At 61.9% G+C, this 20,170-nt stretch carries 21 protein-coding genes; 8 read left to right on the plus strand and 13 right to left on the minus strand.

What is annotated here, in order from left to right; all coding sequences use genetic code 11:
• Nucleotides 1-274: 274 nt before the first annotated feature.
• The 4 genes from BM300_RS03050 to BM300_RS03065 all read right to left on the minus strand — a co-directional run bounded on the left by BM300_RS03050 (nt 275) and on the right by BM300_RS03065 (nt 4,134).
• Nucleotides 275-1,369 carry a DUF1615 domain-containing protein gene (locus tag BM300_RS03050; RefSeq protein WP_092223929.1) on the minus strand — a complete coding sequence of 365 codons (1,095 nt, stop codon included), beginning with the start codon at nt 1,367-1,369 and terminating at the stop codon, nt 275-277.
• A gap of 122 nt (nt 1,370-1,491) precedes the next feature.
• Entirely contained in the window at nt 1,492-2,466 is a 975-nt protein-coding gene (gene hemB / locus BM300_RS03055; RefSeq protein WP_063322069.1) for a porphobilinogen synthase, read from the minus strand.
• Nucleotides 2,467-2,581: 115 nt separating this feature from the next.
• Nucleotides 2,582-3,424 (minus strand): PhzF family phenazine biosynthesis protein, encoded by an 843-nt coding sequence (locus BM300_RS03060; RefSeq protein ID WP_092224037.1) that lies wholly within the window; start codon nt 3,422-3,424, stop codon nt 2,582-2,584.
• A gap of 11 nt (nt 3,425-3,435) precedes the next feature.
• The gene (locus tag BM300_RS03065) at nt 3,436-4,134 is read right to left on the minus strand and encodes a glutathione binding-like protein (RefSeq protein WP_092145709.1); all 699 of its coding nucleotides are present in this window, start codon (nt 4,132-4,134) and stop codon (nt 3,436-3,438) included.
• A 317-nt stretch (nt 4,135-4,451) separates the two neighbouring features.
• Here BM300_RS03065 and BM300_RS03070 point away from each other — a divergent pair, with 317 nt between their 5' ends.
• Nucleotides 4,452-5,126 (plus strand): histidine phosphatase family protein, encoded by a 675-nt coding sequence (locus BM300_RS03070; RefSeq protein WP_092145488.1) that lies wholly within the window; start codon nt 4,452-4,454, stop codon nt 5,124-5,126.
• A 131-nt stretch (nt 5,127-5,257) separates the two neighbouring features.
• On the opposite strand, the gene mnmH is transcribed toward BM300_RS03070, so the two are convergent.
• A complete protein-coding gene (mnmH, locus tag BM300_RS03075) occupies nt 5,258-6,361 on the minus strand; it encodes a tRNA 2-selenouridine(34) synthase MnmH (RefSeq protein WP_092145486.1) in 1,104 nt (367 codons plus the stop codon).
• The gene (gene selD / locus BM300_RS03080) at nt 6,361-7,395 is read right to left on the minus strand and encodes a selenide, water dikinase SelD (protein WP_092461980.1); all 1,035 of its coding nucleotides are present in this window, start codon (nt 7,393-7,395) and stop codon (nt 6,361-6,363) included. The genes mnmH and selD overlap by 1 nt, the downstream gene beginning before the upstream one ends.
• 298 nt (nt 7,396-7,693) lie before the next feature.
• Here selD and BM300_RS03085 point away from each other — a divergent pair, with 298 nt between their 5' ends.
• The 3 genes from BM300_RS03085 to BM300_RS03095 all read left to right on the plus strand — a co-directional run bounded on the left by BM300_RS03085 (nt 7,694) and on the right by BM300_RS03095 (nt 10,239).
• Entirely contained in the window at nt 7,694-8,644 is a 951-nt protein-coding gene (locus tag BM300_RS03085; protein ID WP_003200049.1) for a nucleoside-specific channel-forming protein Tsx, read from the plus strand.
• Between the two features lie 46 nt (nt 8,645-8,690).
• The gene (locus BM300_RS03090) at nt 8,691-9,716 is read left to right on the plus strand and encodes a purine-nucleoside phosphorylase (RefSeq protein ID WP_092344403.1); all 1,026 of its coding nucleotides are present in this window, start codon (nt 8,691-8,693) and stop codon (nt 9,714-9,716) included.
• A 238-nt stretch (nt 9,717-9,954) separates the two neighbouring features.
• Nucleotides 9,955-10,239 (plus strand): hypothetical protein, encoded by a 285-nt coding sequence (locus BM300_RS03095; RefSeq protein WP_092461982.1) that lies wholly within the window; start codon nt 9,955-9,957, stop codon nt 10,237-10,239.
• Nucleotides 10,240-10,298: 59 nt separating this feature from the next.
• Here the strand turns inward: BM300_RS03095 and BM300_RS03100 are convergent, their stop codons facing one another.
• The gene (locus BM300_RS03100) at nt 10,299-10,901 is read right to left on the minus strand and encodes an NADPH-dependent F420 reductase (RefSeq protein ID WP_092145707.1); all 603 of its coding nucleotides are present in this window, start codon (nt 10,899-10,901) and stop codon (nt 10,299-10,301) included.
• 142 nt (nt 10,902-11,043) lie between these two features.
• Between BM300_RS03100 and BM300_RS03105 the strand changes: the two genes are divergently transcribed.
• Together BM300_RS03105 and BM300_RS03110 are read left to right on the plus strand one after the other, a co-directional pair.
• Nucleotides 11,044-11,973 carry a LysR family transcriptional regulator gene (locus tag BM300_RS03105; RefSeq protein ID WP_092461984.1) on the plus strand — a complete coding sequence of 310 codons (930 nt, stop codon included), beginning with the start codon at nt 11,044-11,046 and terminating at the stop codon, nt 11,971-11,973.
• Nucleotides 11,974-12,111: 138 nt separating this feature from the next.
• Nucleotides 12,112-12,699 (plus strand): DcrB/PsbP domain-containing protein, encoded by a 588-nt coding sequence (locus tag BM300_RS03110; protein ID WP_092223920.1) that lies wholly within the window; start codon nt 12,112-12,114, stop codon nt 12,697-12,699.
• A gap of 137 nt (nt 12,700-12,836) precedes the next feature.
• Here BM300_RS03110 and BM300_RS03115 read toward each other — a convergent pair whose 3' ends face one another.
• The 3 genes from BM300_RS03115 to BM300_RS03125 form a co-directional block, all read right to left on the minus strand.
• Complete coding sequence (locus tag BM300_RS03115; protein ID WP_092145476.1) at nt 12,837-13,553, minus strand: alpha/beta hydrolase; 717 nt, start codon at nt 13,551-13,553, stop codon at nt 12,837-12,839.
• A gap of 64 nt (nt 13,554-13,617) precedes the next feature.
• Nucleotides 13,618-14,730 carry a succinylglutamate desuccinylase/aspartoacylase family protein gene (locus BM300_RS03120; RefSeq protein WP_092223918.1) on the minus strand — a complete coding sequence of 371 codons (1,113 nt, stop codon included), beginning with the start codon at nt 14,728-14,730 and terminating at the stop codon, nt 13,618-13,620.
• Between the two features lie 108 nt (nt 14,731-14,838).
• Nucleotides 14,839-15,618: an ABC transporter substrate-binding protein gene (locus BM300_RS03125; protein ID WP_014339257.1), complete on the minus strand. Its 780-nt coding sequence runs from the start codon at nt 15,616-15,618 to the stop codon at nt 14,839-14,841.
• An 857-nt stretch (nt 15,619-16,475) separates the two neighbouring features.
• Here BM300_RS03125 and BM300_RS03130 point away from each other — a divergent pair.
• Nucleotides 16,476-16,760, plus strand: coding sequence for a fructose-bisphosphate aldolase (locus tag BM300_RS03130; protein WP_092223916.1), 285 nt, complete (start codon nt 16,476-16,478; stop codon nt 16,758-16,760).
• 385 nt (nt 16,761-17,145) lie between these two features.
• Here BM300_RS03130 and BM300_RS03140 read toward each other — a convergent pair whose 3' ends face one another.
• Complete coding sequence (locus tag BM300_RS03140; protein WP_092145470.1) at nt 17,146-17,580, minus strand: rhodanese-like domain-containing protein; 435 nt, start codon at nt 17,578-17,580, stop codon at nt 17,146-17,148.
• Between the two features lie 101 nt (nt 17,581-17,681).
• Here BM300_RS03140 and ftrA point away from each other — a divergent pair, with 101 nt between their 5' ends.
• Nucleotides 17,682-18,641 carry a transcriptional regulator FtrA gene (gene ftrA, locus BM300_RS03145; protein ID WP_092145468.1) on the plus strand — a complete coding sequence of 320 codons (960 nt, stop codon included), beginning with the start codon at nt 17,682-17,684 and terminating at the stop codon, nt 18,639-18,641.
• A gap of 164 nt (nt 18,642-18,805) precedes the next feature.
• Here ftrA and cobF read toward each other — a convergent pair whose 3' ends face one another.
• Complete coding sequence (gene cobF / locus BM300_RS03150) at nt 18,806-19,561, minus strand: precorrin-6A synthase (deacetylating) (protein ID WP_092461986.1); 756 nt, start codon at nt 19,559-19,561, stop codon at nt 18,806-18,808.
• Nucleotides 19,558-20,136: a histidine phosphatase family protein gene (locus BM300_RS03155; RefSeq protein ID WP_092145464.1), complete on the minus strand. Its 579-nt coding sequence runs from the start codon at nt 20,134-20,136 to the stop codon at nt 19,558-19,560. Before BM300_RS03155 ends, cobF begins: the two co-directional genes overlap by 4 nt.
• Nucleotides 20,137-20,170: the final 34 nt, after the last annotated feature.

Genomic DNA, 20,170 nt, shown 5'->3' on the forward strand with positions numbered 1-20,170 from the left:
TGCTGGAACGTCGTGTCGCCGAAGGTGGCTCCGATCGCCTGATCGAAAACCGCGTATGAGTTGCTTGACCGCAATGCCTGGAAATATCGCAAATCATGTGCAACACACCCCATGGAGAGGGAGCTTGCTCCCGCTCGGGCGCGCAGCGGCCGCAACCTTCACGCAGCCGCTGCGCAGTTCACCCGACACACCGCTCCAGAACACTCCCAAACCAAACCCATCACAGTAAAAGCCCGGCCTCATCCGCCGGGCTTTTTCATGCCTCAACGCCTGGCTAGCGCCCCGTCGCCCGCGCCATGCATCGCTGATAACGCTCATCCACCCGCTTGGCGAACCATGCCGTGGTCAGCTTGCGCGTGATCTTCGGGCTCTTGAGCACGATCCCCGGCAATACCGCCCGAGGCAACGCCTTGCCCTCGGCCTTGTCAGCCAGTTCGAACACACGTTTGTAGAGCTTGCTGTCCTCGAACGCCAGACTGTCACCCTGTTCCAGTTGATCGCGGATGGTCGGGTTGCGCATTCCCAGCGACTTGCCCAGCGTGCGCACCGCCAGTTCCGTGCTGCCTGGCATGATGGAATCGTGGGCGATCAGATCGCCGTCCAGCGCCAGGGAAATGCCCGATGCCACACTCACCGCATGCTGGAAAGCTGCGTTGCGGCTGGCGTACCACCCGGCATTGAAATCGGCAAAACGATACAACGGCTCGGTGTAGCTCACCGGATAGCCCAGTAAATGCGCGATGCCGAAATACATCCCGCCACGACGACTGAACACTTCGCGACGAATCGAGCCCTCCACCGTATAGGGATAATTGCGCGCATTGGCCTGGGCAAACGCGATGCTGACCTGCATCGGCCCACCCGTGTGCACCGGATTGAAACCGCCAAACAGTGTCTTGCCCAGCGGCACCATGCCGATGAAATCATCGAAAATCCCGCTCAGCTCTTTCTCGCTGCGCGCCGCATTGAGCCGATCGCTGTAGCTTTTGCCGTTGGGCGAACGCACCTGGAGTGCGCCACTGACCAACAGCTCCGGAATGTGCACCTTCGCCGCACGGCGGTTGATCTCCTGACGAGCGATCTTGCCCAGCCCCGGCACTGGCGGATCGGATTGGAACGTCGACTCCTGTTCGGTCACCGCCAGGACAGCACAGATGTTCTGCGTCGTAGAGGGAATCTGCTGGGCCGAAAAGGCCACGTAGATGTCAGTCGCCCAGCCTTCGCGATCCGCAGTCTTGGCCGGCAACAACTGCACAATCTGCTTCTTGACCTCAGCGGGCTGACGCTCAGGCTCCTGCGCCTGACGGCTGCCGCAACCGGCCAAGGCCAGCAGCGCAGCAAGGCTGATCATCAATCGGTTGAATTGCATGGTGCTCCATCGGGTTCGTTATTCCGGAGCAACCATACGATCAAAAGTGGATGCGGGCTATGCCCAATGTGGGAGCTTGCTCGCGATGGCGGTGGCACGGGCCCCACTGATGCAAGTCGAGATCAGATCCCGCTCAGCGCCAGGTCCATGGCGAAGTAGGTGAAGATCAGGTCTGCCCCCGCCCGCTTGATTGCGCCAAGGCTCTCGCGTATCACGCGGCCCTCGTCGATGGCGCCAGCCTGGGCGGCGAACTTGATCATCGCGTATTCGCCACTGACCTGATAAGCCGACAGCGGCAGGTTCGAAGCCTGGCGAATGTCGCGGATGATATCGAGGTAAGCACCGGCCGGCTTGACCATCAGTGCATCGGCACCTTCCTGCTCGTCGAGCAAGGATTCGCGCAGCGCTTCGCGGCGGTTCATCGGGTTCATCTGGTAGCTCTTGCGGTCACCTTTCAACGCGCTACCGCCGGCCTCGCGGAACGGGCCATAGAGTGCCGAGGCGAACTTGGTGGAATAGGCCATGATTGCCGTCTGGCTGAAACCGGCTTCATCCAGGGCCCGGCGAATGGCCTGGACCTGCCCGTCCATGGCCGCCGATGGCGCGATCACATCGGCACCGGCGCGGGCCGCCGCCACCGCTTGCTTGCCCAGGTTGACCAGGGTCCGGTCGTTGTCCACTTCATCGCCGTGGAGCACACCGCAGTGACCATGATCGGTGTACTCACAGAAGCAGGTGTCGGACATCACGACCATCTCCGGCACCGCGTCCTTGCAGATCCCGGCCATGCGCGACACCAGGCCTCGCTCGCTCCAGGTATCGCTGCCATCGTTGTCCAGGTGATGGGACACACCAAAGGTCATCACCGATTTGATGCCGGCACGGGCATAGCGCTCGATCTCGCCGGCCAGTTTCGATTCTGGGATGCGCACCACACCGGGCATGCTCTTGATCGGCACAAAATCATCGATTTCTTCTTCGACAAAAATCGGCAGCACCAGGTCGTTCAAGGTGAACTCGGTTTCCTGGAACAGGCTGCGCAGGCTTGCATTGCGACGCAGACGGCGTGGACGTGCTTCGGGGAACTGGCTGGACATGGGACTCCTGGGGCAAATAGGTGCGCGATCACAGGGGGCAAAGCTTATGCCCTGGTCGGCCAGGGCACAAATACCGGCTGGAAAATAGCGTGTTACCAGCCGGGCAATAATCCCCTCACACGGTCAGCGAGCCATTGATGCACGTCACCACCGCGCCGCCAATCCAGACGTCATCGCCCAACTGCTCGACATGAATGCGCCCTGCCCGGCCCATCGTCAGCCCCTGGCTGACCACATAGGATGTCGGCGCCAAGCCCTTGGCCAGCATCCATTGCGCGAGCCCGGCGTTCAGGCTGCCCGTGGCGGGATCCTCCGGCATGCCATCACCGGCGATGAAGCCTCGCACTTCAAAGTGCGCTTCATCGCCATCCATGGCCAGATCCCAAGGTGCAATCACGCCCACGGCCAGATCCAGCAACTGAGGGTAATCGGGGTCGAGCGTCAGGACCTGTTGGCGATCCTTGAGCATCAAGGCCAGCCAGCCGGCACCGTTATCGACCCATTGCGCCTCGACAATCGCCTCGGCTGCGAGCCCCAACCCCTTGCGCACCCGTTCCAGCAGGTCGGCCTCCAGCGGACCGGACTTGAGCAAGGGCGGTGCGAGGAATGCCAAGCCATGATCACTGCGGCGAATCCTGACCAGGCCGATGCCACATTCCTGCACGATCTCCTGCCCTTTGGGCACGCCTCCGGCTTCCAGCCAGGCGTGACAACTGCCCAGGGTCGGATGCCCGGCAAACGGCAATTCGGTCGAGGTGGTGAAAATACGCACCCGGTAATCGGCTTCCGGGTGCTGTGGCGCCAACACGAATGTGGTTTCGCTGAGGTTGGTCCAATTGGCAAAAGCAGCCATGCGCGAGTCACTGAGCCCATCGGCCCCCAGCACCACCGCCAGCGGATTGCCCTTGAGTGGCACGTCGCTGAACACATCCAGTTGCTTGTAATCGAATCGGCGAATCGTCGGCTGACTCATTCCGGAATCTTCAGCCCGCGCGCCACAGCCGGTCGAGCCAGGAAGCGCTCCAGTACCCGCGTCACGTTGGGGAAATCCTGGATACCGACCAAATCACCGGCCTCGTAAAAGCCGATCAAGTTGCGCACCCAGGGGAACGTGGCGATATCAGCGATGGTGTAGCGCTCGCCCATGATCCAGTCGCGCCCTTGCAGACGGCCATCGAGCACTTTGAGCAGGCGTTTGCTTTCCTCGACGTAGCGATCGCGTGGCCGCTTGTCCTCGTAGTCCTTGCCGGCAAGCTTGTTGAAGAACCCCAACTGCCCGAACATCGGCCCGATGCCCCCCATCTGGAACATCAGCCACTGGATCGTCTCGTAGCGCGCCGCCGACTCCTGGGCCAGCAACTGCCCGCTCTTGTCCGCCAGATAAATCAGGATCGCCCCCGACTCGAACAACGCCAACGGCTGGTCGCCCGGCCCATGGGGATCGAGAATCGCCGGGATCTTGTTGTTGGGGTTCAGGGAAAGGAACTCGGGCGATAGCTGGTCGTTGCTGGCGAAGTCCACTTTGTGGGGCTCGTACGGCAGGCCGATCTCTTCCAGCATGATCGAGACCTTCACGCCGTTGGGGGTGGGCAGGGAGTAGAGCTGGATCCACTCCGGGAACTGGGCAGGCCATTTCTCGGTGATGGGGAATGGGGTCAAGTCGGGCATGGGGTCGGCTCGGAAATGAAGGAAAGCCCGAGGATAATCCAAGATGTACGGGACGGCATCACTGCCCATCACGGAATTCACATCGGCTTTTCTTAAATCCGCAACATCCTGTCGCTAACATTCGCCCTGCCTCCCCACAGGAGGCCTTACAGTGCACCGGGACCAGCCAGGATCGAACCAAAGGGCTTGAAGAGACTCTGAGCAATGCCCCCGAGGATTCAACGCGGCGTAACGACAGGGAAAACACCCGAGGCCAGCCGCTTCGCGGTGCCAGGGTTTGTCAGCCTGACTCAAGAGTGCTGAAGAATAACTATTCGATGATGAACCCACTGAATTTCGCCAGACGCTTCAAACACCGCTCGTGGCTGCTGCTGCCGACGCTGCTTGTGGTCTGTGGCCTGGGGTTGGCGCTGGAATCCAGCATCAGCCGCGCCCAACCAGCCGACGGCGTGCAGACCCTGGTGTTCCTGCGTCATGCCGAGAAACCCGCCGGAGGCCTGGGCCAGCTCAACTGCCAGGGTCTCAACCGCGCCATCGACCTGGCCACCCTGCTGCCGGAAAAATTCGGCAAGGCCGACTACGTGTTCGCGGCCAACCCGACCCGCAATGTCGAAGAGGGCGAGCTGGACAATTCCTATAGCTATATTCGCCCGCTGATGACCATCAGCCCCAGCGCCATCAAGCTCGGGTTGCCGGTGAACATCAATTATTCGGCCAACGACACCAGCGACCTGGCTGAGGAACTGCTGCACGACAAGTACCACAACGCCACCATCTATACCGCCTGGTCCCATGGCTACCTGCCGGAACTGATCAACACGGTCGCCGCAGAGGCGGTGGGCAAGAAGCAAACCATTACCGATGACTGGGCGTCAGGCGATTTTGACTCGCTGTACGTGCTGACCCTGACCTGGCACAACGGCAAGGCCAGCCTCACCAGCCAGAGCTACAAGCAGGGCCTGGATAATGGCCAGAAGACCTGCCCGACCTGATCAGTCGCCACGCCCTGTAGGAGCGGGCTTGCTCGCGAAGACGATGGCAGTCGGCATCACCGCCAACTGATCCACCGCTTTCGCGAGCAAGCCCGCTCCCACAGAGTTGAGGGTGGATGCCAAACCTGTGGTCACCCTCCCCGGGCCGCCCGCTCCCGCAGATATTCCAGCACCGCCGCCTGCTCTCCCGAGAACTCGATCCGCAAGCCCTTCTTTTCCCGCTGGAACACGTACATCGGGTCGTAATACTCACGCAGCAAACCCTCGATCCAACCGCGATGCACGTCGACGGCACCGCTGTGGGCCTGCTCGGCCAGGGCGGTTTCCAGGATGTCCTTCAAGCGCCGGTGACGGTCACCGCCCAGGCGCTTGTGGATGTTGTCCAGGCTTGCCAGCAATCGCTCGGAAAACAGTGCGAAACCTTCGTCGCCATGTACGGCGACAAATTCAGCGCACAGGTCGATGACGTAATCCTGCAGGATCCGTTCGACCCGATGCTCCAGGCTGTCTTCCAGCCAGACCATCGGAACCTGCTGCATGCGCTGGTACAAAGGCAGCGGCAAGGCGCAACTGCCGACCGCACGGCTCTCATCCTCAAGCACGAATTGTTCGATGCCGCTGGCGCGTTTTTTCAGTACGTCCACGGCCAGGCGGTTTTCAAAATCGATGTTGGAAGGCTGGCCGGTGGCGCGTTTGCCGAAGCTGGAACCGCGATGGTTGGCATAACCTTCCAGATCCAGGCTGTTGCTCAGTTGAGCCAGCGCTTCGGTCTTGCCGGTGCCGGTCATGCCGCCCAGCAGCACCAGGTCGCACTGGGCAACCGCCTGTTCGACCGTGTCCAGCAAAAAGCTGCGCATGGCCTTGTAGCCACCGCCGACCCTGGGGTAATCAATGCCCGCTTCGTCCTTGAGCCACTGCTGGACGATCTGCGAACGCAAGCCGCCGCGAAAGCAATACAGCAGACCGTCGGGATGGGTCTTGGCGAACTCGGCCCAGGCCTGGATGCGTTCGGCCTTGATTTCACCGGACACCAACTGATGCCCCAGGACAATGGCGGCCTGCTGCCCCTGCTGTTTGTAGCAGGTGCCGACGCGTTGCCGTTCGCTGTCGGTCATCAACGGCAGATTGACCACGCCGGGGAAGGCCCCCTTGATGAATTCGACCGGGGCGCGTGTGTCCATCATCGGCCGGTCATTGAGGAAGATATCGCGGTAATCGGTGAGGTCATGGCTCATCAAGACACCTCGACCGCGTAACCCTGTCGCTCGACCAGTTCGCCGATAGGTTCCAGCGCCAGCCCGAGTTCAGCGGCAACCTGCAGGAACTCACTTTCGCCTTCCGGGGTGACGGCAATCAGCAGGCCGCCGCTGGTCTGCGGGTCACACAGCACGCGCTTGTGCAGTTCCTGGACCCGACCGACCTTGCTGGCGTAGCTGTCGTAGTTACGCAGCGTACCGCCCGGCACACACCCCTGGTCGAGGTAGTACTCGACACCCGGCAGGCGTGGCACCGCGTCATAGCGGATGCGCGCGGTCAGTTGGCTGCCGTCGGCCATTTCCACCAGGTGACCGAGCAGGCCGAAACCGGTGACGTCGGTCATCGCCGTCACACCGTCGAGCTTGCCGAAGCGGCTGCCAGGTTTGTTGAGGGTACACATCCAGTCACGGGCCAGGCCGACATCGGCGGCGCGCAGCTTGCCTTTCTTTTCCGCCGTGGTGAGGATGCCGATGCCCAGGGGCTTGGTCAGGTACAGGCGGCAACCGGCGGTGGCCGTGTCGTTGCGTTTCATATGGCGCTTTTGCACCAGGCCTGTGACCGCCAGGCCGAAAATCGGCTCAGGCGCGTCGATCGAATGCCCGCCGGCCAGGGGAATACCGGCCTCGTCGCACACGGAGCGACCGCCACGAATCACTTCCCGAGCAATTTCCGGGGCCAATACGTTGACGGGCCAACCGAGAATCGCAATGGCCATCAGCGGGTCACCGCCCATGGCGTAGATGTCGCTGATGGCATTGGTGGCGGCGATGCGACCGAAATCGAAAGGAACATCGACAATCGGCATGAAAAAATCGGTGGTCGAGACCACCCCGCGCTCCTCGTCGATGGCGTACACCGCAGCATCGTCCCGGGACGCATTGCCGACCCACAAATTGGGATCAAGGTTCTGCGCACCGCTGCCGGCCAGGATCACTTCCAGTACCTGGGGCGAAATCTTGCAGCCGCAACCGGCACCGTGGCTGTACTGGGTCAGGCGAATCGGCTCGCTCATGGGCATACCTCTGGTCAGTCAAGATGGCCGATTCTATCAGCAACGCCACCGCCTCAGTGCCGCGTCGATCACATGCCCCTGCAACACGTTGGTGCCCCTTCACCCGACACTGCCGAATTCGGTGCACCGAGCCTGACCAACACGACAGGAAAAAAGCCTGAACCCCATGCATTTCAAGCCAATACAAAAAATTGGTACGACATGTGCAAACGTTTGCGCAATCGATCCTACCCAGCGGATCGATGGTTTTTCTTATCCACGGAACCCGGGCTTCGGCCCGCACGAACAAGGACTTTCCATGCACTGCACTTCCCGGTGTCGCGCTACACCCGGCGTATTGGCAGCCGCCCTGCTACTGACCGCCGTTACCGGACTACTCAGCACCACGACCCAAGCCCAGACCGCCGAGGCGTCCGCCCAGGGCGAAGCCCTCAGCCCCGAGGCCACCCCCTCGAAAAAAGGCGCCTACCTGTCGGACTGGTACAATCAGGACCTGACGCTCATCGGCAGCAAGGACATCAGCTTCGGCCCGCAACCGGTCGACGATGTCTACCTGGAATATGAATACTTCGGACGCAAAGGGCCCTTCGAGCTCTATGGCTACGTCGACATTCCAAAGATTTTCAACATTGGCAACAGTCACGACAAAGGGGTGTGGGACCACGGTTCTCCCGTGTTCATGGAGCACGAACCGCGTATTTCCATCGACTACCTGGCCGGCCGCAGCCTGGCCATCGGGCCGTTCAAGGAATGGTATGTGGCGTTCGACTGGATCTACGATCACGGCAGCAACAGCGCCAATCGCGCGAACACCTTGTACAGCGGGCTGGGCACCGACATCGACACCCACTCGAGGGTCAACCTGTCGGCCAACTTCTATGGCCGTTATCAATGGGAAAACTATGGCGCCAGCAATGAATACTCCTGGGACGGCTACCGCGCCCAGCTCAAATACATCGTGCCGATCAGCCAGTTCAGCAACGGCGCATCCCTGACTTACATTGGTTTCACCAACTTCGACTTCGGTTCGGACCTGCACAAGGACAACCCCGCCCGCACCGCCAACGCGACGGTCGCCACCAACGTTTTGCTGTATTCGTTCACGCACCTGCGCTTTACGCTGGTGGGCCGTTACTTCCACAACGGCGGCAACTGGCAGGACGGCAGTGAGCTTAACTTTGGCGACGGCAACTTCCGGGCCCGCTCCGATGGCTGGGGATACTACGCCGGGGTTGGCTATCAATTCTGAGCAAGCTGTAGAAGCACCACTTCGAATCCATGGAGGTCACGAATACATGATCAATCGCCTGTCTATTTCAATCGGCCTGGCCTGCACGGCTCTGTTCTGCTCGACCGCCGGGGCCGCACCGCCACTTCAACCCAAAGTGATGCTGATCACGATGTTCGCTCCTGAAGCGCAGAACTGGATCGATCGCCTCGAACTCAAGACTGAAATCCGCGTGCCGGGACTTTCCGCCGAATACCCGACGATCCGCTGCAATGCCGAACGGGTCTGCCTGCTGATTACCGGCATGGGCCAGACCAACGCGGCGGCTTCGACCCTGGCCCTGGCGCTCTCCCCGACCGTCGACCTGCGCAAAAGCTATTTCCTGGTGGCCGGGATCGCCGGCATCAACCCGCACCACGGCACGCTTGGCACAACCGCCTGGGCCCATTACCTGGTGGAGTTCGGCACCCAATGGGAGCTGGATTCGCGGGATGTGCCCAAGGACTGGCCTACCGGCTACCTGGGCATCAACACCAAGGGGCCGAACGAAAAACCGCCGCTGGACTACAAGACGGAAGTCTTCGAACTCAACCCGGCCCTGCAAGCCAAGGCCTTTGCCCTCAGCCAGAAGGTGACCTTGGCGGAAAGCAAGGAATCGGCGGCCTGGCGCTTGAAGTATCCGTATGCCCCGGCCAGCCAGCCGCCGGTGGTGACCCGCTGCGACACCCTGGCCGGTAACACCTGGTTCTCCGGTACGCGCCTGAGCGAGCGCGCCGAAGTCTGGACGCGCCTGCTCACCGACAACAAAGGCGTCTACTGCACCACCCAACAGGAAGACAATTCCACCTACGAGGCCTTGCTCCGCGCCAGCCGCGAAGGTCGGGTGGACATCAACCGGCTGGCCGTGCTGCGGGCCGGGTCCGATTTCGACCGCCCCGAGCCCGGCGGCAACGAAGTGGACAACCTGCTCAAATACGCCGACCAGGGCGCGTTCGTCCCGGCGTTGGAAAACCTGTTCCGCACCGGCAACCCGCTGGTGCAGGACATTGTGAAGAACTGGTCGGTGTGGAAGGACGGCGTGCCTGGCGTCTGATCTGACGAGTGCCTGTTTGGAATGGCCCCCTGTGGCGGAGGGAGCTTGCTCCCGCTGGGTCGCGTAGCGGCCCCGGCTTTTTGCGGCTGCTTCGCAGCCGAGCGGGAGCAAGCTCCCTCGCCACAGGGAAAATGAGAACGGCAGAAGTTGGGGCTAATCGCTACAGATCACCCAATGGAATTTTCCATCCCGGGCGGGATCATTTGAACATCAACCGCGCGTACCCAGGAGACCGCCGATGCCTCTCGCCCGATCCTCCGTCGACAGCACTCACCTTGACTACGGTCTCGACACGCTGCTTGGTCGCAATACCAAAAGCATCAACTGTCAGTACGAGGTCAAGCACCTCGACGACGACAAACCGGTGTGGTTCGTGTTGCACGTTCATCCACCGATACCGGACGACCTGGACAAGGCCCAGATCGTGACGTTCTACGCCGAGGGCCGGCACCTGAGCGGCATCGTGCGAAGTACGAAGCGCCTGGCCGACGACAGCCTGCAATTGGACGTGGAACCCGACTGAGTGCTCCAGGCCGGGTTCCCACGGTGATCGAGCGGGTCCTTACGTATATCGCGAAGTGCTCAGTCGAACTTGACCAGGTTCAGCACCGGCAGCGGGCCGCCCGGGAATTGGGTCAAGCGCGCGCCGACACTCAGGGGGCCCAGGTCCACACCGAAAAAGCCCAGGCGCTCGATCAACTGCGCGACTTCACCCCGTGCCTGCGCGTCGTCACCGGTCAGGAACAGCACCCGCTTGCCGCCTTCGGACGTCGGGTCTGCCTCCAGCAGGCGCGCCAGCAGATGATTGAAGGCCTTGACCACCCGTGCGCCCGGCACCCACTCGCTGAACACCTCGGTCGAGGCCCGGCCCTGGAGATCCACGGCCTTGAACCCCGGCACTTCGATCGCGTTGTTGGCGTCGATCACGATTCGCCCGGCAAAATCCGGCAAACCGCCCAGCGCCTGGGGCAACTTCGACCAGTTGACCGCCACCAGCACCATCGGCTGGGCGGCGGCTTCCTCCACGGTGCCGGCGCGTACGCTAGGACCGAGATCAGCCACAAGCTCGGCCAGGCTTTGCGGGCCACGGCTGTTGGCAATCACTACGTTGATGTTCTGGCGGGCCAGGGCGCGGGCGAAAGCACTGCCGATGGCGCCGGCGCCAATGATGCCGATGGTGTCGATGCTGCTCATGTCTTGTGTCCTCAAGGTTGGATAAGCCTGGCGGTAATGTCCGCCGTTGAGGTGCATGGTGCCCTTGCCATTACATTCTGATTAGCCGGTAATATGGCGAATCATTTTCAAGTATTACTATCAGGTCCATGCCATGGAAAGCCTCGCCAACCTCGAATGCTTTGTCCGCAGCGCCGAAACCGGCAGTTTTTCGGCGGCCGCGCGGTTACTTGCCCTGACGCCCGCTGCCGTGAGCCGCAACGTGGCGATGCTGGAGCGCAATCTGGGGGTGCGGTTGTTCCAGCGCTCGACCCGCAAGCTGTCCCTGACCGAAACGGGAGAACATTTCCTGGCCAGCATCGGTGGCAACCTGCACGCCCTGCAGGCGGCCATTGGCGCGGTGACCACGGAGCGCGGCGAACCGGCCGGCGTCTTGCGCGTCAGCCTTTCGCCAAGTTTCGGTATCGGCCAGGTACTGCCGTTGATGCCGCAATGGCTGGCTCGCTACCCGCTGATCCGGCCGGACTGGCATTTCGAAAACCGCCCGGTCGACCTGATCGCCGAAGGTTTCGACGCGGCCATCGGAGGCGGCTTCGCACTGACGCCCGGGGTGGTATCGCGCACCCTGGCGCCCGCTCACCTGATTGCCGTCGCCAGCCCAGCCTATCTGGGCGAGCGCGCCCTGCCCCGGCAACCCGAAGACCTGGCCGGCCTGGACAACATCGTGCTGCGGGCCAGCCGTACTGGCCGGGTACGCCAGACTGTGTTGCGCAACGCCGCCGGGCGCGAATCCGCCGTGCAACTGAACGAGTCCATGATCTTCAATGACCCCGTTGCCATGCGTGAGGCCGCCTTGCTCGGCCTGGGCGTGGCCCTGCTGGTGGTGCCCGACGCCCTGCCCTGGCTGGAGCGCGACGAACTGGTGCGGCTGTTACCGGATTGGTATGTGGACCTGGGGGTGATTTCGCTCTACTACCCCAGCCGCACGCTGATGCCGGCCAAGACCCGCGCCTTTATCGATTTCATCACCGAGCACTTCGAGCGCGAGTCGTTGGCCCGGCGCTTCAGTGCCGGAGCGGTTTGAGCGCCCGGATGAGGGTGCCAATCAAGCGCGCTCCGCCCCGGCACCGCAATGACCGGCCCATTCGCCACGGACGCTGGAGTCAGGCATGGCGCCCATGGGATGATCGGCCTCCAAGCGCGACCACCGTGGAGAGTTTCAATGTCATTGCTGAGTAAACATGCCGCCGCCCTGCTGCTGGCGGCCATCGCCGCTCTGGTCCTGGCGCCTGCCCAGGCGGCCCCGTCCAAAGCCGCCGGCAATGCAGCGGCGCAGAAGGTTTCGATGCTGGGCGGCAAGTTCGTCTTCACCTTGCCCAAGGGGTTCATCGCAACCCCATTGCCCGCCGGAGAGGCCGCCCAAGGTACCGCTGGCGCGACGGGGACGATGTACAGCAATGCCACCAGCCGGACCGTGGTGATCGCGGCGGAGAACACCATCATTAACGGCGCGAACGTAAAGGACGACGATGGCGCGTTCCTCGACACCACCATGGGAGACTTCGCGGCACAGCGAACCACAGCGCTGCCGGACGCCAAGATCCTGAGCGCAAAAAGCCTGACCCAGAAAGGCACCGGCCTGGGCCTGCGCCAGATCGACACCAGCGCCACCCAGGGCGGCGGGCCAACCCTCGACACCACGTTGCTGGCTGCCTCCGGCACGCGCATGGCGGTGGTGCAAATCATCTCCCGGGCCAGTGACAAGGCCGGTCATGAGGCGTTGGTGAAGCAGATCGCCAGCGGTCAATAAGCGCCCCCAGAACATGTGGGAGCCGAGCTTGCTCGCGATGGCGTCGGTACACCCAACTTTGATGCAAGCTGACCCACCGCTATCGCGAGCAAGCTCAGCTCCCACAGGGATCTATTTCCCACAGGGTTCTATTTTGGTCAGGGATTGAGCCGCTCCAGCCAGGCCCGCAGGTCCTGCACTTCCAGGGCGCTGATGCTGTGGCCCACACCCGGGTAGGCATGGAATTCCGGTTCCAGCGCCAGGGTCTTCAGGAAGCTGTTGGCCTCGGTGCCATCGTGGTAGGGAATGATCGGGTCTGCCGTGCCATGGCCGATGAACACCGCCAGTGTCCGGCGCGGTTCATCGGGGGTCAGTTCCGCCCGCAGCACCGACAGGACCCGCCCACCCATTGCGGCAATACCGCCAACGGCTTCGGGGTGTCGCAGGGCCACTTCGTAGCTCATCATCGCGCCCTGGCTGAACCCGACCAGGTAGACCTTGCTCGGATCGGTCGAGTACTTGGCCCGAGCCTTGTCGATGAAGTCCAGCAGCACCTGGCCGCTGGCCTTCAAGTCCGAGGTGTCACCGTCGTAGGCACCGTCACCCTGTTTCGCGAACCACTGATAACGGTCCTGTTCCATACTCTTCGGCGCCCGCACCGAGAGGTAGTTGTAATCGCGCGGCAACTCGTCCTTGAGTGCGAACAGGTCCTGTTCGTTGCTGCCGGAACCGTGCAGGAAGATCACCAGCGGTCGGTTCCGAACCTGCTCATCGACTTGGGCCAGGTAGTTGAGCGGCAAGTCCGTGTGCAGCGAGGGTTGGGCCTGCAACCCGGACGAGACCAGCAATAGAAACAGGGCGAGCGCTTTGAACATCGATCTTCCTCCATCGTTCGATAGCCGCACGACAAGAAGCGTGCGGTGAGGTAGACAGCACTTATCAGTCGTTGATCAATTTCCCCGTTCGAATCGGCTCACGCCCGGCGACTTTTGCCTGCCAGATACCCGGCTGGGTGTAGCGCCCGCGGTCCAGGGCAAACAGCACGCCACTGGTGCCGGCCCGCACGATGGTGACCCGATCATTCAATGGATCGACCACTTCGAACAGCGGATCGCCGCGCTCCACCCACTCACCGGCTTCACGCAGAAAGCTCACCACGCCATGGTGCGGCGCGAACAGGTATTGAGTGCCTTCGAACGGAAAGCCTTCACAACATTGCGCCGGCGCGGGCGGCCAATCCCCGCCAATGAAACCTTGCTCAGCCAGGAACCCGAGAATGGCTTCACAATTGGCCTGGGCCTGTTCCACGCGGGTGTCACCCATGCTGCCCAGCTCCAGTGTCGTCGCCAGGTTCGCCGCCGGGATCGCCGCCGCAGGAAAGGCTTTGGCCAGGCGCAACCAGGGTGAGGAGCAGGACTCATCGAACGAACTGCCACCGGAATCTTCACTCAGCAACGCGACCCCGGCCTTCAGGCGTGCGGCCAGGGAGCGCCATTGCGGCCACTGTTGCGGCAAGGCATACAAGTGGATCGCAGCCTCGAAATCGCAATGCAGGTCCAGGGTGATGTCGGCGTCGCAGGCATGGCGCAGCAGCAGGCGATGCAGCGCTTCAAGTTGCGAAGGCGGCGCCGGCAGGTCGTCGAGAACCTGGGCCATGGTCTGGCGGATCAAGGTGATATTGGCGGCCGGGTCGTCACCCAGGCGATCACCGATGCGTTGCGCCACCGGTGCACTGAGCTCCACGAAAGAGCGGTTGAAATTCTTGCCACTGCCCAACTCGAAACGCCCCATGTGAGCGCTTTGCAGATGTTGATCCAGGCCGATGGGATTGGCCGCCGGCACCAGCTCGATCACCCCTTTGAGCAGGCCTTGCGCCTCGAGGTCGTTGAGCCGCTGCTTCAGCTCCCAGGCAGTACGCATGCCCGGCAGTTCGTCGGCGTGCAGACTGGCCTGGATATAAACCTTGCGCGGGCCATGGCCGTAACGAAACACACTGAGCCGGCGCTCAGTGCCCAGGTGGCTCCATGGCAGGGTATGGTCGATGCGTTGCATGAAATCTCCGAATGACTAGGTGTGGAGCTGTCGAGTGCAACGAGGCTGCGATCTTTGCTCAGCCCCTTGAGCCTCAAAAAGATCGCAGCCTTCGGCAGCGCCTACCGATTAATGCCCGTAGACATCAAAGGCGAAGTATTTGTCCTGCACCTTCTTGTACGTACCATTGGCGCGGATTTCGCTGATGGCGGCGTTGAATTTATCGGCCAGGGCCTTATCGCCCTTGCGCACCGCAATGCCGGCGCCACCGCCGAAATATTTCGCGTCTTCATAGGTCGGGCCCACGAAGGCAAAGCCTTTGCCGGCATCGGTCTTCAGGAAACCGTCGTCGAGGTTGACCGAGTCGGCCAGCATGGCGTCGAGGCGACCGGCGACCATGTCCAGGTTGGCTTCCTGCTGGGAGCCGTAGCGCACCAGGTTGATCCCGGCAGGCACCAGCACTTCGGTGGCGAAACGGTCGTGGGTGCTGGCACGCAGCACACCGACTTTCTTGCCCTTGAGCTCGGTCAGCGGGTCCTTGACCTCGGAGCCTTCCTTCATTACGAACCGCGCCGGGGTGTGGTAGTACTTGATGGTGAAATCGACGTTTTTCTTGCGATCGTCGGTGATGGTCATGGACGACAGGATCGCATCGATCTTCTTCACTTTCAGCGCGGGGATCAGGCCATCGAACTCCTGCTCGACCCAGGTGCACTTGACCTTCATCTGCTCGCAGAGGGCGTCGCCGATATCGACATCGAAGCCGGTCAGCTTGCCGTCGGGGGTTTTCATCGAAAAAGGCGGATAACCGGCTTCGATCCCGAGACGGATCGGCTTGGCGTCTTCGGCCACGGCCGACAGGGACAATACGGACAGTGCCAGGGCACCGAACATGGCTAGTTTCTTCATTTTCGCTCCTGAGTGTGCAGGGTTTTTATTGGCAATTATTGGCAGATTCGTAGGCAGCGTTCGGTCAGCGAGGCACCGAAGTGGGCGGGAGTCTAGAGGGGTGCTCTGGAGGGGAATTGTGTTGAAGCGACAAATAGTTATGAAAATAATCAGGGTTGGCTGGGAAGCATTAGGTTTGGGAAAAACCTGACAGGTTGTGGTTCGGGTGTATATCCGTTTCTTCGGTAACGGCCACTTAGGGTTCCGCCCTGACGGCGGGTCACTTTCGAAAAAGCGTGTACGGACCGGACACATGGTTGACGGGTGTGCGGGGACATGGTTGACACTTTCCAGCGAGCCAATTTCGCCGGAAAGCCATCATGCCGCCGCGTTCCGTTTCTGAAATCAATTGCTCCCCCTGGCCTTCTGAAAATCTCGTAGGAATCTGCTCTCCGTGGCGAGGGAGCTTGCTCCCGCTGGACTGCGAAGCAGTCCTCTCTTTCTGTCAGGCCCACCGCATGTCCCGACTTTACGGCGGCTGCGCCACCGAGCGGGAGCAAGCTCCCTCGCCACGGGGTTGGTGGGCGTCCTACAGGTCGATTGTTGCCTCAAAAATCCCCTTCTATAGTTCGGTTCACCTGCTGGCTTTGGTCAGTGGGGAGGGTTTCGCAGCCCTAACAACGGATGAGACTTTGCACCGTCGAATGAAAACTCAGGCAAACTTGCCCGCGTTCGTTTTATGGCGGTTGCGCGTGGGAGATCTTCGGGTCTGCCGGGTTTGGTCTCTTCCTCGGTCTGCGAACCCGCGCGCAACTGCCACCCGTTTGATTCGCAGCAAACAAGGTGGCAATTCATTTTCCTTGATAGAGCCCAACCTTATGACGACAAATCAATCATCTAACCGCTTTACCCCGCTAACCCCAATCGCCACCACCCACCCTATCCTGTTCATCGACCGCACCGCCCCATTGCCCGAACTCCACGCCTGCGTCAGCGAACGCCTGCACGCCACCCTCGACTACCTGACACTCATGGCCTGCACCACACTGCGCGATTCAGCCGACACCGACATCAATACGATCACCAACATCGCCCGGATCATGGTCCAGGATGTGGCGGATGTTTTTGGGGTAATTGAACAGCGCGGGCTTGAAGGACAGTAAAGCGCCTCTGGTAGGAACAAGCCCGCTCCCACAGGAGGAATGCGTTCACCCCAAACCAGGTCGGCTATCAGGCCGCCTCGCGTCGGACGTTGATCTCGGCGCCCCATTAACCACGCTGGCCGAACGCAGGCATTGCGCAGTGGGCACCTCGGCATGGATGCCGAGGTAGCCGCGCTGGGCCATGGATGGCCCTTCGCGGCGGCCCACGGAGCAATGCCGGAGTGAGGACACACCGAGCCTAAGCGAGGTGCCGAGTGGTGGGGCAGGAGCGCTTTGGTTACTTTCGCGCTTTTCGAAAGTGACCCGCCGTCAGGGCGGAACCCTAAGTGGCCGTTACCGCAGCAACGGATATACACGCGAACCACAATCCGCTTGCAGGAAAAAGTCAGCAGTCACAACGGATAGCCTGGTCCGCCACACGCTCCACCAAACCATTCAGACGAAAGCCCTCATCGAGCCACCCCATAACCCCGCCAATCATCTCCTTCACCGGATACCCCAAGGTCGCCAGACGCACCGCCGCCTTGTTCGCGCCATTGCAATGCGGACCAGCGCAATACACCACAAACAGAGTGGTCTTAGGGTAGGCAGCCAAAGCCTCGGCAGTGAGCGTGCGGGTTGGCAGGTTGATCGCCCCGGGTACGTGACCGCGTTCGTAGGCCAGTGGTCCGCGTACATCCACCAGCACAAAATCGACATCGCCGGCCTGTTGGCTGGCGTGAACGTCGGAACAATCGGTTTCGAATGTCAGGCGACGGCTGAAATGCTGCAGGGCGATATCGGAGGGGGCAGCAGGCACTTCGCGAACCAGGCTGGTCATGGGCGTGTACTCCAGGATAGATAAGGCGTGAAGAGACTTTATCCCCTCGGCGCTTACCGCTACAGTGGCGCACAAGACACTCTGTGGGAATTTTCCGCCAAATGCAGTCTCCCCCTGGTCTGGTCGCAATCCTCGCCTACGACGGCCTGTGCACGTTCGAATTCGGTGTCGCCGTCGAGATCTTCGGATTGGAGCGACCGGAATTCGATTTCCCCTGGTACACGCATCGGATCGTCGCGGTCGATGACGGCCCGATGCGTGCCATGGGCGGCTTTCAGGTATTGGCCGATGGCGGCATGGAACTGCTCGAAACCGCCCGGACCATTGTCGTGCCAGGCTGGCGTAACCGCAGCGAGCCACCGTCCCAGGCGTTGCTCGAGGCACTGCACAGGGCCCACGCCCGTGGTGCGCGCCTGCTGTCGATCTGCTCCGGAGCCTTCGTACTCGCTGCCGCCGGGCTGCTCGATGGCCTGGGCGCCACGACTCATTGGCGCTACACCGACGAACTGGCCGCAAGCTTTCCGGCCGTGCGAGTAGACCCGGATGTGCTGTACGTGGATTCAGGACAGGTCATCACCTCGGCGGGCAGCGCCGCCGGTATCGATGCCTGCCTGCACCTGGTGGCACGGGACTATGGCGTCCAGGTCGCCAACGCCGTGGCACGCCGGTTGGTGATGTCGCCGCAACGTACGGGCGGCCAGGCGCAGTTCATTCCCTCACCGGTCAGCCGCACGCCACGCAGTGACCTGTCGAGTGTCATGCAATGGGCCCGCGAACGCCTGCACGAACCCCTCGGGGTGCGCGAACTGGCCAGCCAGGCGGCCATGAGCGAACGCACCTTCCTGCGCCATTTCACCCAGGCCTGCGGCGTGTCGCCCAAGACCTGGCTGCAACATGAACGCCTGGCCAGGGCCCGCGAGTTGCTGGAAAGCAGCGGGGACAACACCGACAACATCGCGCAGCTGTGTGGCTACCGCTCGGTGGAAAGCTTTCGTGTGGCGTTTCGCAACGTCGTGGGGTTGGCGCCGTCGGTGTATCGGGAGCGGTTTGGGCGGGGGTGAAGATGCCGGAGTGCATCTGCAATCCCCGTGGCGAGGGAGCTTGCTCCCGCTCGACTGCGAAGCAGGCGCAAGATTGAAGTCATGACACAGCTTGTGCATTGGGGGTTGCTGCGCAACCCAGCGGGAGCAAGCTCCCTCGCCACGGTTCGGTTTGAGTCGTCAGATCAAGGCTTGCGCAACAAATACGTATCCATGATCCACCCGTTGGCTGCTCGCGCAGCCTTGCGGGTGCGCTCGATGTCATCGGCCACATCCCCCAGGCGGCCAGCGATAAGGATTTCATCCGGCGTCCCCACATAGGCTCCCCAATAGATGTGCGTATCGGGATCGCTCACCTGGCGATAAGCGTCCTCGGCATCGAGCATCACCACCACACTCGTCGCGTCGCCTACCTGCCCCGCCGCCAACCGGCGTCCGGTGGTGATTTCCAGCGAACCGCCAATGCTGTTCAACGGCACTTTATGCCGGGCGGCCAGGGCCTGGACGCTGGTGATGCCGGGGATCACCTCGAACTCGAAGGCGCAGCGGCCCGCCTCGAGGATCGCCTGCAGGATGCGCACGGTACTGTCGTACAACGCCGGATCGCCCCACACCAGAAAACCACCCCGTTGACCGTCGGACAGTTCTTCATTGATCAAGCGTTCGAAGGTGGCCTGTTTAGCCCGGTTCAATGCTTCGACGCTGTCCGTGTAGTCCAGGCCGCCGCGTTGGCGTTCCGGGCTGTAGGCTTCGACGAAACGGTAGGTGCGATCAACGATGTAGCGCCGACAGACTTCGCGCCGCAGATCCAACAGTTTGTCCTTGGCCGGCCCCTTGTCCATGAGGAAGACCACGTCCAAGCGGCTCAAGGCTTTCACTGCCTGCATCGTCAGCTGATCCGGATCGCCGGCCCCAATGCCAATGACTGACAACGTCTTCATCGCGGCGACTCCTGGTCAGGTCCCTGGGTGCGTAATCGCCATACGCCGTTGAAACGCAATTCGAGGGTGGACAAGGGTTCAATGTCGATCCGGTTGAATGTGGCGGCCGGGCAGCCCAAGACATTCACCAGGGCGGCGCGGATCACGAAGGGGTGGGTGACGGCCAGCAGATGTCCTGGCCGGGTTTCCAGACTGGCCAGCCAAGTCCCGACACGGCGGCACAACTGGGCGACAGATTCACCACCATGGGGAGCCGCCTCGGCATCGTCGAGCCAACTCTGCAGGGCTTGCGGTTCAGCCTGGAGCAAGTCATCGATGGACAACCCACGCCAACGTCCCAGATCGCAATCGGCCAGGGCCAGGTCCTGCTCGGGCTCGTCGCCGAACAAGGCAGCGGTCTGGCGCGTGCGCAGTTCCGGCCCGCACAGCAGTTGCCGGACATTTCGGTAGCGGTGCCCGACCTGCGCGCGGCGTGCCAGCCAGTCGGCATCCAGCGGTTCGTCCAGGCCAAAGCGCGCCTGCTTCTGGGCGGCGGTGCGGGCGTGGCAGATCAAGGTCAGACGAGTGGCTTGCACACTGGATTCTCAGACAATCGGGAGAGTCGCATGG

Origin of the sequence: Pseudomonas sp. NFACC46-3, from assembly GCF_900114515.1 — a bacterium.
Taxonomy (GTDB): domain Bacteria; phylum Pseudomonadota; class Gammaproteobacteria; order Pseudomonadales; family Pseudomonadaceae; genus Aquipseudomonas; species Aquipseudomonas fluorescens_Q.

Coding starts and splice junctions, on each gene's coding strand:
- BM300_RS03050 (WP_092223929.1), bottom strand. CDS start 1,369: ATGCAATTCAACCGATTGATGATCAGCCTTGCTGCGCTGCTGGCCTTG.
- hemB (WP_063322069.1), bottom strand. CDS start 2,466: ATGTCCAGCCAGTTCCCCGAAGCACGTCCACGCCGTCTGCGTCGCAAT.
- BM300_RS03065 (WP_092145709.1), bottom strand. CDS start 4,134: ATGCCCGACTTGACCCCATTCCCCATCACCGAGAAATGGCCTGCCCAG.
- BM300_RS03070 (WP_092145488.1), top strand. CDS start 4,452: ATGATGAACCCACTGAATTTCGCCAGACGCTTCAAACACCGCTCGTGG.
- mnmH (WP_092145486.1), bottom strand. CDS start 6,361: ATGAGCCATGACCTCACCGATTACCGCGATATCTTCCTCAATGACCGG.
- selD (WP_092461980.1), bottom strand. CDS start 7,395: ATGAGCGAGCCGATTCGCCTGACCCAGTACAGCCACGGTGCCGGTTGC.
- BM300_RS03085 (WP_003200049.1), top strand. CDS start 7,694: ATGCACTGCACTTCCCGGTGTCGCGCTACACCCGGCGTATTGGCAGCC.
- BM300_RS03090 (WP_092344403.1), top strand. CDS start 8,691: ATGATCAATCGCCTGTCTATTTCAATCGGCCTGGCCTGCACGGCTCTG.
- BM300_RS03095 (WP_092461982.1), top strand. CDS start 9,955: ATGCCTCTCGCCCGATCCTCCGTCGACAGCACTCACCTTGACTACGGT.
- BM300_RS03105 (WP_092461984.1), top strand. CDS start 11,044: ATGGAAAGCCTCGCCAACCTCGAATGCTTTGTCCGCAGCGCCGAAACC.
- BM300_RS03110 (WP_092223920.1), top strand. CDS start 12,112: ATGTCATTGCTGAGTAAACATGCCGCCGCCCTGCTGCTGGCGGCCATC.
- BM300_RS03115 (WP_092145476.1), bottom strand. CDS start 13,553: ATGTTCAAAGCGCTCGCCCTGTTTCTATTGCTGGTCTCGTCCGGGTTG.
- BM300_RS03120 (WP_092223918.1), bottom strand. CDS start 14,730: ATGCAACGCATCGACCATACCCTGCCATGGAGCCACCTGGGCACTGAG.
- BM300_RS03125 (WP_014339257.1), bottom strand. CDS start 15,618: ATGAAGAAACTAGCCATGTTCGGTGCCCTGGCACTGTCCGTATTGTCC.
- BM300_RS03130 (WP_092223916.1), top strand. CDS start 16,476: ATGACGACAAATCAATCATCTAACCGCTTTACCCCGCTAACCCCAATC.
- BM300_RS03140 (WP_092145470.1), bottom strand. CDS start 17,580: ATGACCAGCCTGGTTCGCGAAGTGCCTGCTGCCCCCTCCGATATCGCC.
- ftrA (WP_092145468.1), top strand. CDS start 17,682: ATGCAGTCTCCCCCTGGTCTGGTCGCAATCCTCGCCTACGACGGCCTG.
- cobF (WP_092461986.1), bottom strand. CDS start 19,561: ATGAAGACGTTGTCAGTCATTGGCATTGGGGCCGGCGATCCGGATCAG.